The organism is Acidovorax sp. GW821-FHT10A04, assembly GCF_059415825.1.
Window position 1 is genome coordinate 93,638 of the sequence record NZ_JBWKNZ010000016.1, and the last position, 10,581, is coordinate 104,218.

Annotated in this window: 11 protein-coding genes; 3 read left to right on the forward strand and 8 right to left on the reverse strand. The window is 68.3% G+C overall.

Annotation, left to right across the window (positions count from 1 at the left end; translation table 11 throughout):
- Positions 1-47 precede the first annotated feature (47 nt).
- The gene (locus AC07PF_RS27060; protein ID WP_494613933.1) at positions 48-1,085 is read left to right on the forward strand and encodes a hypothetical protein; all 1,038 of its coding nucleotides are present in this window, start codon (positions 48-50) and stop codon (positions 1,083-1,085) included.
- Here AC07PF_RS27060 and AC07PF_RS27065 read toward each other — a convergent pair.
- The 7 genes from AC07PF_RS27065 to AC07PF_RS27095 are packed head-to-tail and all read right to left on the reverse strand — an operon-like array spanning position 1,066 to position 7,408.
- Positions 1,066-3,165, reverse strand: coding sequence for a flagellar biosynthesis protein FlhA (locus tag AC07PF_RS27065; protein WP_494613935.1), 2,100 nt, complete (start codon positions 3,163-3,165; stop codon positions 1,066-1,068). The genes AC07PF_RS27060 and AC07PF_RS27065 overlap by 20 nt on opposite strands.
- The gene (flhB, locus tag AC07PF_RS27070; protein ID WP_494613936.1) at positions 3,162-4,301 is read right to left on the reverse strand and encodes a flagellar type III secretion system protein FlhB; all 1,140 of its coding nucleotides are present in this window, start codon (positions 4,299-4,301) and stop codon (positions 3,162-3,164) included. Before flhB ends, AC07PF_RS27065 begins: the two co-directional genes overlap by 4 nt.
- Complete coding sequence (gene fliR / locus AC07PF_RS27075) at positions 4,301-5,077, reverse strand: flagellar biosynthetic protein FliR (RefSeq protein WP_494613938.1); 777 nt, start codon at positions 5,075-5,077, stop codon at positions 4,301-4,303. The genes flhB and fliR overlap by 1 nt, the downstream gene beginning before the upstream one ends.
- A 14-nt stretch (positions 5,078-5,091) precedes the next feature.
- Entirely contained in the window at positions 5,092-5,364 is a 273-nt protein-coding gene (fliQ, locus tag AC07PF_RS27080) for a flagellar biosynthesis protein FliQ (RefSeq protein WP_322591722.1), read from the reverse strand.
- Position 5,365: 1 nt separating this feature from the next.
- Positions 5,366-6,127: a flagellar type III secretion system pore protein FliP gene (gene fliP / locus AC07PF_RS27085; RefSeq protein WP_494613940.1), complete on the reverse strand. Its 762-nt coding sequence runs from the start codon at positions 6,125-6,127 to the stop codon at positions 5,366-5,368.
- Positions 6,128-6,143: 16 nt separating this feature from the next.
- On the reverse strand, positions 6,144-6,518 hold the full coding sequence (locus tag AC07PF_RS27090; protein WP_494613941.1) for a FliM/FliN family flagellar motor switch protein: 375 nt from the start codon (positions 6,516-6,518) through the stop codon (positions 6,144-6,146).
- Positions 6,519-6,532: 14 nt separating this feature from the next.
- Positions 6,533-7,408, reverse strand: coding sequence for a FliM/FliN family flagellar motor switch protein (locus tag AC07PF_RS27095; RefSeq protein ID WP_494613943.1), 876 nt, complete (start codon positions 7,406-7,408; stop codon positions 6,533-6,535).
- Between the two features lie 262 nt (positions 7,409-7,670).
- Here AC07PF_RS27095 and AC07PF_RS27100 point away from each other — a divergent pair, with 262 nt between their 5' ends.
- The gene (locus tag AC07PF_RS27100; protein ID WP_494613944.1) at positions 7,671-8,564 is read left to right on the forward strand and encodes a helix-turn-helix domain-containing protein; all 894 of its coding nucleotides are present in this window, start codon (positions 7,671-7,673) and stop codon (positions 8,562-8,564) included.
- 133 nt (positions 8,565-8,697) lie between these two features.
- On the opposite strand, the gene AC07PF_RS27105 is transcribed toward AC07PF_RS27100, so the two are convergent.
- Entirely contained in the window at positions 8,698-9,882 is a 1,185-nt protein-coding gene (locus tag AC07PF_RS27105; RefSeq protein WP_494613945.1) for a hybrid sensor histidine kinase/response regulator, read from the reverse strand.
- A 351-nt stretch (positions 9,883-10,233) separates the two neighbouring features.
- Here AC07PF_RS27105 and fliE point away from each other — a divergent pair, with 351 nt between their 5' ends.
- Positions 10,234-10,578 (forward strand): flagellar hook-basal body complex protein FliE, encoded by a 345-nt coding sequence (fliE, locus tag AC07PF_RS27110; protein WP_494613946.1) that lies wholly within the window; start codon positions 10,234-10,236, stop codon positions 10,576-10,578.
- Positions 10,579-10,581: the final 3 nt, after the last annotated feature.

Below are 10,581 nucleotides of genomic sequence, written 5' to 3' on the forward strand. Positions count from 1 at the left end.
ATGCGGTTGGCTTTTTTTTGGCTTTGGCACGATGAGAGGAGCACCGCATGGCGTTGGAGCGAGTGGGCAGCCCCGCGCCTGCAGCCCCTGCCGGGCGGGCCGTGCTGGCGCGCCCCGGCGCTGCACTGCCGGCCACGGCCCTGTCCCGCATCGACCCGGTGGAGCCCCTGCTGCGCCTGCGCGTCGCAGCCGCGTTCGATGGCGGCTTGCTGGCCCGCGGGCCCGAGGGGCAGCAGGTGCAGATCCCGGCCTCGGCCCTGGCGGGCCAGCGCTGGGATCCCGGGCAGCTGCTGCTGGTGCGCGTGGTGGCCACCACACCCCAGCTGCAGCTCGCCGTGCTGGGCCCGGCCGAGGAACCCCCGGCCTCTTCGCCCGCCCCGCCGCGCAGCGCAGGCGGCGGCGAACCGTCCCGCCCACAAGCCCAGCCCCCTGCCCTGCAGCCCGACCAGGCCGGCATCCACCGCCTGTTGCTGGCACCCCTGCAGGTACCAGCCCTCGCCGCGCAGTGGCGCAACCTGGTGCTGGCGCAGTTGCGGCAGGCCACCTCCGGGCAGTCGCCCGCCGCACCATCGCCGATGCAGCCGCTGCACAGCCTGCAGCGCAGCGGCGGCATGGCCCTGGGCAGCGAGCCCCCCGCCCAGGCGCTGCAGGGTCTGCTGGTGTTCCATACCCTGTTGTGGCCTGGGGTGTGGCTCACGTTCTGGCCCCTGCCTGCCCGCGCGCGCCCGCCTGGCCAGCGCAGGAACACAGCCCAGCGGCTGGGCCTGGAACTTGAGCTGCCCGGCCTGGGTCCGGTGCGCGTGGACCTGGAGCTGCAGGGCCAGGCCGTGGCCGTAGTGCTGTGCACCACCGGGGCCGATGCCGTGCCGCTGCTGCACAGCCGCGCCACGCTGGCGGCCGCTTCGCTGGCCCGCTCCCACCTGCACCTGGTGCACTGGCAGGTGCTGCAGCGCCACCCGCTGCCGCCCATGGCCCCCCTGCCGGCCTCGGCAGCGCAGTGGGGTCCGGCAGACCTGGCCCTGCCACCCGGCCTGTTCCGGGCTGCGGCCGAGGTACTGAACGCGCTCAGCCCACCGTTCCGATGATGCTGATGTCGCGGTTCTCGGGGATCTCGTTGTACGACAGCACGGCCAGCCCCGGGGCGAACAGCCGCGCATAGCGCGCCAGCAGCGGCCGCACCTGGGGCATGACGAGCAGCAGCGGCGGCGTGGTCTGCTGCTTCATCTGGTCGCGCGCCAGCGGCATGTGGGCCTGCAGCTGCGACAGCAGGTTCGGGTCGATGGCATAGTTGTCCAGCGCCACCTTGGCACCGCCCTGGCGCGCCTGGTTGAGCGCACCCAGCAGCATGTTCTCGAGCTCGCCCGTGAGATTGAAGACCTTGAGCTCGGGGCGCGGCCCGCACAGGCCCTCCACGATCTGGCGGCGCAGCGTGCAACGCACCTCGGCCGCCATGAGGATCGGGTCCTTCGTCGTGTCCACGGTGTCGAGCAAGGTGGTGGCGATGGGCACGATGTCCTTGAGCGAAACGTTCTCGGCCAGCAGCACGCGCAGCACCTTGAGCAGCTGCGCATGCGTCATGGCCTTGGCCAGCGCCTCGGCCAGCCGGGGCGCCAACGCCGCGAGGCGCTCCATGAGCTCCACCACGTCTTCGTGGCCGAACAGTTCGGGCAGGTTCTCGCGCACCACCTTGCCCAGGTGCGTGGCGACGACGCTGGGCACGTCCACCACCTGGTAGCCCAGGCCCAGGGCATGGGCCTTGTCACCGGGACTGATCCAGACCACCGGCATGCCGTAGGCCGGGTCCACCCCGGGCTCGCCATCGACCTCGCCGTAGAGCTGGGGCGAGGGAATGGCCATGAGCTTGTCGGCCGGCACCTCGGCGCGGGCCACGGGCGTGCCGCGCAGCTGGATCACGTACTGCGAGGGCTTGATGCTCAGGTCGTCGCGCACGGCCACGGCGGGCAGCAGCAGGCCCAGGGTCTCGCTCTGCGTCTGGCGCACGCCCTTGACGCGCTTGAGCAGGGGCGCGCCCTGGGCCTTGTCGATCAGCCCCACGAGGCGGTAGCCCAGCGCCACGGCCAGAGGCTCCACGACGGGCAGGCTGCGCCAGTCGATGTCGGCAGGGGGCTCGGCCGTGGCCAGGGTCGCACTCAGGGCCAGCGCGTCGGTGGCCGGCAGGGGCCGTTGCGCGCGTTTGGACTGGCGCCAGGCCACAAAGGCCAGCACCGCCGCGAACCCCAGAAAGCTGAGCCATGGCATGCCCGGGATCAGGCCCAGCGCCGTCATCAGCGCCGCCGCGCTGTACAGCGCCTGGGGCGAAGCCAGCAGCTGGCCGCTGACCTGGCTCTCGAAGTCGCCCGAGTCGCTCACGCGCGTGACGATGATGGCCGCCGCAGCCGACAGCAGCAGCGCCGGGATCTGCGCGACCAGGCCGTCGCCGATGGTCAGCAGCGCATACTGGCGGAAGGCGTCGCCGAAGGACAGATCGTGCATCAGCGCGCCGATGGCCACGCCCCCGATCATGTTGATGAACAGGATCAGGATGCCCGCGATGGCATCGCCGCGCACGAACTTCGAGGCGCCGTCCATGGCGCCGTAGAAGTCGGCCTCCATGCCGACCTCGCGCCGGCGGGCCTGGGCCTTTTCCTGGTTGATGAGGCCGGCGTTGAGATCGGCGTCGATGGCCATCTGCTTGCCCGGCAGCGCATCGAGCGTGAAGCGCGCCGACACCTCGGAGATGCGCTCCGAGCCCTTGGTCACGACCACGAAGTTGATGATCATCAGGATGACGAACACCACCAGGCCGACCACGAAGTTGCCGCCGATCACCACGTTGCCGAAGGCCTCGATCACCTGGCCCGCCGCATGCGTGCCCTCGTGGCCGTGCAGCAACACCACCCGCGTGGATGCGACGTTGAGCGCCAGGCGCATCAGCGTGGTGCCCAGGATGACGGTCGGGAAGGTGGAGAACTCCAGCGGCCGGCTGACCGAGACGCTGATCAGTATCACCACGATGGACAGCACGATGTTGAACGTGAACAGCACGTCCAGCAGCGCCGGCGGCAGCGGCAGGATGATCATGGCCAGCAGGGCCAGCAGCATCAGGGGCGAGGCAAAGCTGTAGCGGCGCAGGAGGTCGCGCAGTGCGGGCGGCAGGAAATTCATGGCGAAACGGGGGGCGACAGATGGGGGGGCACGGCCACGTCGGTGGGAGGCCGGGGCTCATGGGGACGCTGGCCGGCCTTGAAGGCCTTGAGCTGCAGCACGTAGTTGAGGACCAGGGCCACCGCCGTGTACAGCGGGATCGGTATCTGCTGGTGCACCTGGCTGGTGTGGTAGATGGCACGCGCCAGCGGCGGCATGCTCACCACTTCCACGCGGTGCTCGCGCGCCACCTCGCGGATGAACAGCGCCATTTCGTCCACGCCCTTGGCGACTACGAAGGGCGCCTGGGCCCGGCGCTCGTCGTACTTGAGGGCTACGGCATAGTGCTCGGGGTTGACGATCACCACGTCGGCCGTGGGCACGGTCGAGCGCACGCTGCGCCGCGACAGCTGGCGCTGCAGCTGGCGGATGCGTTGCTTGACCTCGGGGCGGCCTTCGTTGCCCTTGTGCTCCTCCTTCTGGTCCTGCTTGCTCATGCGCTGGCCGCGCAGAAAGAAGAACACCTGCACGGGCAGGTCAATCAGGCCGAACAACACGAACACCAGGGCCATGGCGAAGACCCCGGAAAGCGCCATGTCCCAGCCGTGCGCGAGGGCATCACCGAGAGCCATGCCCTGCAGGCGCAGGTAGTCAGGTGCGGTGCGGGTGCACAGGTACCAGAGCACAGCAGATAGCAAGGCGGCCTTGAGCACCGAGGCGAGCACCCCGGCCAGGTGCTTGCCACCGAACAGCCGCCCGAGGTTGGCCAGGGGGTTGAGCCGGCTGAACTTGGGCTGCAGGTTCTCCGACGAAAACACCCAGCCCCCGGGGACCAGGGAGGCCAGCAGCAGCAACAGCGGCATGAGCGCGAGCGGCGCCACGAGCTTGAGCACCAGCAGCGCGGCGGCCAGGAAGAGCATGGACCAGGCGTTGTCCAGCGCGCCGTCGCCCTCGAGGTGGGCCAGGCTGTAGTGGAAGATCTGCCGGAAGTCCTGCAGGTAGCCGGGCATCAGCCAGACCACCAGGTACAGGCTGGCCACGATGCCCACCGCGGTCACCAGGTCCTTGGAGCGCGCGGCCTGGCCCTGCTCGCGGGCCTTCCTGAGCTTCTGCGCCGAGGGTTTTTCGGTCTTGTCGCCGCTGGAGGACTCGGACATCAGCGCCGCTCCAGCATGCTCAGGCGCAGCATCTCGAGGACCTGGGTGGTCATGCGCAGGTAGTGCTCGGGCAGGTAGCGCACGAGCAGGGCCAGCATGACCAGGCCGAACAGCGTGACCACGGAGAAGCCGAGGGCGAAGAGGTTCAGGGTGGGTGCCACGCGTGCGAGAAAGCCGAAGCCCAGCTGCACCACGAAGGTGGCCAGCACCACCGGCAGGGCCAGCAGCAGCGCGGCCGAGAACACCCAGGCCACATTGAAGGCCACGCTGCGCAGCGCCGGCACATGGATGCCCCCGCCCACGGGCCACTGCTGGAAACTCGCGCCCATCACCTGGGTGACGAGCAGATGGCCATCCATGGAAAAGAACACCAGCATGCCGAGCACGGACAGCAGGCTGGACACCACGTCCGAGGAAATGCCCGACAGCGGATCGTTCATGGTGGCCATCGACAGCCCCATCTGGCTCGACACCAGGTAGCCCAGCACCATGATCACCGAGGTGGTGAAATGCAGCGCCAGCCCGAGCAGCCCGCCGATGGCCGCCTGCTCGATGGTGGCCACCACCGCGTGCAGCGACAGCGGATCGATCTCCACCACCGGCCGTGCCACGGGCATCAGCACCACAGCCAGCACCAGGGACAGCAGCAGGCGCAGCGTCACGGGCACGCCGCCATCACCGAGGATGGGCGCGGCGCTGAGCAACGCCATGATGCGGCAGAACGGCCACCACAAGGCCAGCAGCTGGGCCAGCAGGCTGGGAAAGACGGCATCCATGGCAGGCCTGAGACCTAGCCCACCAGTGTGGCGGCGCGCTGGAAGATCTCCACGCAGAAGTCCATCAGCAGCCCCGCCATCCAGCGGCCGCCGACGATCACCGCCAGCAGCGTAACCAGCAGGCGCGGCAGAAAGCTCAGGGTCTGCTCGTTGATCTGCGTGGCGGCCTGGAAGACCCCCACGATCAGGCCCACGATCAGCCCCGGCACGACCAGCACCGCCACCAGCAACATCACCAGGTGCAGGCTCTCGCTGACCAGATCGACCGCGATTTCAGGTGTCAGCATGTCAATAGGCCCGGATGCTGGTGATCAGGGTATTCACGGTCAGCGTCCAGCCATCCACCAGCACGAACAGCAGCAGCTTGAGCGGCAGCGAGATCACGAGCGGCGACAGCATCATCATGCCCATGGCCATGAGCACCGAGGCCACGACGAGGTCGACCACCATGAACGGGATGAACAGCATGCAGCCGACCTGGAAGGCGGTCTTGAGCTCGCTGAGCACGAAGGCCGCCAGCTTCACCGTGAAGGCATGCTGCGCGGGCTCGGCCACCGGCGCCTCGCCGGCCAGGCCCGAGATCTGCTGCAGCGCGCTCTTGCTGGTCTGCGAGAGCATGAAGCGCGACAAGGGCTGCTCGGCCCGCTGGAGCGCCACCTCCAGGCCGATCTTGTCCTGGTCGTAGGGCAGGAAGGCATTCGCCCAGATGTCCTCGCCCACGGGCCGCATGACGAGCAGGGTCAGGATCAGGGCCACGCCCGTCACGATGCGGTTGGGCAGGCCCTGCTGCAGCCCCAGGGCCTGGCGCAGCAGCGACAGGATGATCACGAAGCGCACGAAGCTGGTCATCATCAGCATCAGCACGGGCAGCAGCCCGAGCAGCGTCATGATGACCAGGACCTGCGTCTTCACGGTGAACTCGGTCTGGGCGCCCTTGGCCCCCACGCTGATCAGCGGCACCGTGTTGGCACCCCAGGCCGTATCGCTCCAGCCCAGCGCCAGGGCGAGCAGGGCCACAGCGGCCCAGCCGGCCGTTCGTCGCAACGTCATGGTCAGGCCCTCCGGCTCAGTTCGGAGCGTCTATCGACAGCAGGTCCAGATCGGCCAGCTCGATCACGCGCAGGCCGTAGTTCTCGCCCGCGACCACCACCTCGGCACGGCCGATCGGGGTGCCGTTGACCTTGATCACCAGCGGCGTGCCCGCCACGGCATCGAGCTCCACCACGCTGTCGTGCTGCAGGGCCATGACCTGGTCGAGCGTGATGTCGGCCGAGCCCACCTCCAGCGTCAGCGTGACCGGTATCTTGCGCAGCATCTGCGCGAAATCGCGGCGCGGGCGCGGCGCGGCCACGGCGGCCTCGGCCAGCGGCAGGCCCTCGTCCGCAAGGTGGGGGGGAAGGTCGTCCAGCAGGGTGTCGAACCCGGGGTTGTCTTGGCTCATGGCAATTGGTAGCGTCACGCTGCGTCGTTGAATGCGGTGAGCCACAGCCCACCCTTGTGCTCTGCCACCGTGGCGGTGAACAGGCGCGAATCCTTGATGAGTACATCGGCCGTCTGGAAGCTGACCGGGATCACATCACCCGGGCGCAGGTCCATCACCTCGCCCAGCGTCATGCGCCGGCGCAGCAGGCGCGCCGACAGGCGCACGGGAATGCGCCCTGCCAGGGGATGGGCTTCGGCATGCAGGCGCTCGCGCCGTGCCTGGGTGCGGCCGGACGTCAGCCGGGCGAGCAGGCGTTCCATCCAGGCCTCGTCCAGACCGATGTGCACCTCGGAGCGCAGGCCCCAGCCGGGCTCCTCCACGGTCAGCACGAGCGACCAGGCGCCCACGGCATCGCGCGACTGCGCAAGCCACTGCACCGCCCCTTCGCCCTCAGTGCCCGGCTGCGGCCCCATGGCCAGCGCAGCCAGGCCGGCCTGCACGCGCTGCACCAGGGCGGTCACGATGTCCTCGCCGAGCCGGCGCGCAAGCCGGTCCTCGGTCGCGGTGAAGGGAATGGCGGCCGGATCCAGCACCGCCCCGCTGCCCACGCCATAGCGGCAGTGCAGCAGGCGCAGCAACAGTTCGCGCTCCACCGCCACCCCCATGCGCCCCTGCGGCATGCCGTACACCTGCCAGCGCGGCGACGGACTGGCAGGGCGATGCACCATGCGCGCCTCTGCCACTGCGAGGCGCGTGCCGTAGCGCTGGTTCATGCCCTGGCGCAGCAGATCCGACAGGTCGGCACCGAACTTGCGCGCGAACGGCGCCAGCAGGTGCACCGGCCGCCCCAGGGTGCGTGCGTCCAGCACCGGATGGAGCCCCGCCGAGAACTGCGCGGATTGCATCATGTCAAGTCAGATCGAAAAACGTTAAACAATGCTGCACGTAGGGCAACGAAGGGAGGCTTGGGCCAGGCAGTTGGGCTATATTGGTCTGCATCCAGGACCGCAACAGGCCGAGCGCCCCACGGCGCATTTCCGACCCACTTGGACATTTGAGTGCAATTGGTGCAACATTTTACAGGCGGTCACAAAAATGTCCAGTTTTAGGACCTCTTTTTAAGAAGGCGTTATTTTTGTCGCCAATTTGCTGCACACCAAGCAAAACACCATGATCGAGCCCAAGCATTCCGATCCGCACGACCCCGCATCCGGCGATTTCACAGGCGAGGAGCAGCAGCCCGCCAGCGTCATCTCGCGCCGCCTGCACGCGTTCTTCAGCGCGCAGGGCTGGCCACGCCACAAGCACTCCTCGCAGCTGGCAGTCATCCTGGGCCTGTCGCGCTCGGGCGCCTTCCGCAAATTCCAGGACGGCTCCTTCTCCAGCGCCGACCTGCTGGCACTCGCCCAGTACTTCCAGGTGGATGTCAGTACGCCGCTCAGCAACCAGCCCAGCCAGGCCCAGCGCGAATCCGCAGACGCCGTGGCAGCCCAGATGCCGATGGGCCCGCGCAGCCTGGCCTGCATGGCCACCCTGGGCACCGAACTCGGCCCCCACGAGCATTGCGAGCTGGTGGCCACGCGCGATGGCAGCGAGTGGCGCATACAGCCCTACGCCGATGCCCCGAGCGCCGTACCACGGCACCGCGTGCTGCACCTGTTGATCACCCCCCTGCAGCGCCCGCTGCCACGCATCGCCATCCTCGAGGACTCCGCCGACCTGGCGGCCAACCTCCAGGAGGCCTTCACGCGCTCGGGCTACCACGCCAGCGCCTTCGCCTCGGCCTCGGACCTGTCCTATGAAGCAGCCATCGCGCCGTTCGACGCCTATGTGGTGGACTGGTGGCTGGGCGGCCAGACCGCAGCCGATGCGCTGCGCGCCATCCGCCGCGCCCAGCCCGCGGCACCGCTGATCCTGACCACCGGCGCGATCGCCTCGGGCAATGCCGCCGAAGAGGAGATTGCGCGCATGGCGCTGACCCTGCGCATCCAGGTGATCGAAAAGCCCTTCCGCCTGGCCCTTTTGATCTCCCAGGTGAAGCAACTCCTGGGCGAAAGCAGCTAGCTCCACCCCGGCCCGGCCGGCACATCCCGGCCACCCCCCTGGCGCTGCGCGCAACCCGCAGGGCACGAGACTGGCGCAGCCCAGGCCAACACCCTCGTGCAAGGGCCGCCGCGCTGCACCGGGGGCACCGCCTTCAGGCAAACAGCTGCATGGCCGAGCGCAGGCGCCCCACCGAGATCGGTTTTTCGAACTTTGCGGCCAGCAGCAGATCCCCCTGGGCATCGCTCTCGTGGTAGGCCGACAGCGCCACGATGGGCGTCTCGAGGTTCAACCCCCCGGGCTGGCGCGCCGCGCGGGCCACGTCGTAGCCGCTGCCGTCATGCAGGCACAGGTCCAGCACCATGCCGTCGTACTTGGCAGCCTGCAGCATCTGGACAGCACGGGCCACGCTCGCAGCGCCGTCCGCCTGGGCCCCCAGGGCCTGCAGCATGGCCAGCAACCCCTGGCGCACGTCGTCGTTGTCGTCGACCACCAGCACGCGCAGGCGCTGGGACGCGGGCGCCGCCACCCGGACCTCCTGGGTGCGCTCGACCTCCACCGGAATCTGTACGATGAAGGCCGTGCCCTCGCCCACGCGGCTCACCACCCGGGCCGTGCCCTGCAGCAGGTCGGACATGAGCTTGACCACCGCCAACCCCAGGCCCGCACCCTGCGGGGTCTTGCTGCCGCGCACGAAGGGCGCCCACACATCGACCGAGGCGTCGAAGCCCGGCCCCCGGTCCATCACGGCAATGGTGACCTGGGCGGGCGCTTCCTGCACCTGCACCGAGCACAGCACTTCGCCGGGACTGGCGTATTTCACGCTGTTGGAGATCAGGTTGGTGATGATCTGCCGCAGCCGGGCAGGATCGGTGATCACCCGCGGGCAGGGCTCCGGATCCACGCACACCTCGAGCCGCACTCCGCGCTCGCGCGCCGCCTCCTCATACTCGGCGACGATGATGCGCATCATCAGGTCGGGCTGGAACAGCATGGGCGACACCTTCAGGCGCCCGCCGCTCAGGCGCGCGAACTCCACCGTGTCGTTCATCTGCGCCTCCAGCTGCTGGGCGCTGCGGCGCAGGCGCCGAAACGCCTGATCGTCCGCGGGCAGGTGCCCGCTGAGCTCGATGAGCTCCACCGAACTGATCAGCGTCTGCAGTGGGGTCAACATCTCGTGGGCCATCATGCCCAGGAACTCATTGCGCTCGGCCAGCGTCTGCTGCGCCTGCTCCAGCGCCAGGCGCGCCCTGCGCAAGCCCAGGTAGACGGAAATTCCCCAGCCACCCGCCGCCAGGACCAGCACCCCTCCCACCGCGAGTTCCAAACCGTACTGCATAGCTGCGTCACCGCCTGAGGCGGCCCCTCACCCTTGCGCTCCAGCGGAGCGAGAAGCCTGTGCAACAGATACACATGCTACTGAAAAATCAACGATCTCCCCGATTTTGCCGCATTTTCCTATGGAAAACCCTTAAAAACGCCCTCGAGAGGCCACAAACCTTCATCACCGTAGAACACAAGGTAGCACAACACGCAACAAAGCATCAAAAACCCCAATGCTGCAATTTTTTGATACCCACAACGCATCATTTGTAAAATCTCACTTACAATGAAGAACAAATTGCAACCATTGCCTGGGTGACTCCACCCGCACGCCCGGGTTGCACGGCGATTTTTGAAGGATGCCCCCATGAGCCAAGCAACCGCTGCCCTGATCCAGGCCGACCTGCGCCAGATCCAGGACCAACTGAGCACCCTGAGCGCCCCGGCCCCGATCCTGGGAGCTGCAGGCGAAGCCGATGCGGCTCCCGGGGCCGGCGGTTTTGCGGACCGCATGATGGCGGCGGTGCATGGCGTCAACCAGCAGGACCATGACGCCGGGGTGAAGATGGCCGAGGTGGACAGCGGCGCCAGCGATGACCTCGTGGGTGCCATGCTCGCCAGCCAGGAGGCCAGCCTGTCGTTCTCCATGCTGATGCAGGTGCGCAACAAGGTCATGGGCGCCATGGAAGACCTGGTCAAGCTGCCGCTGTAAGAG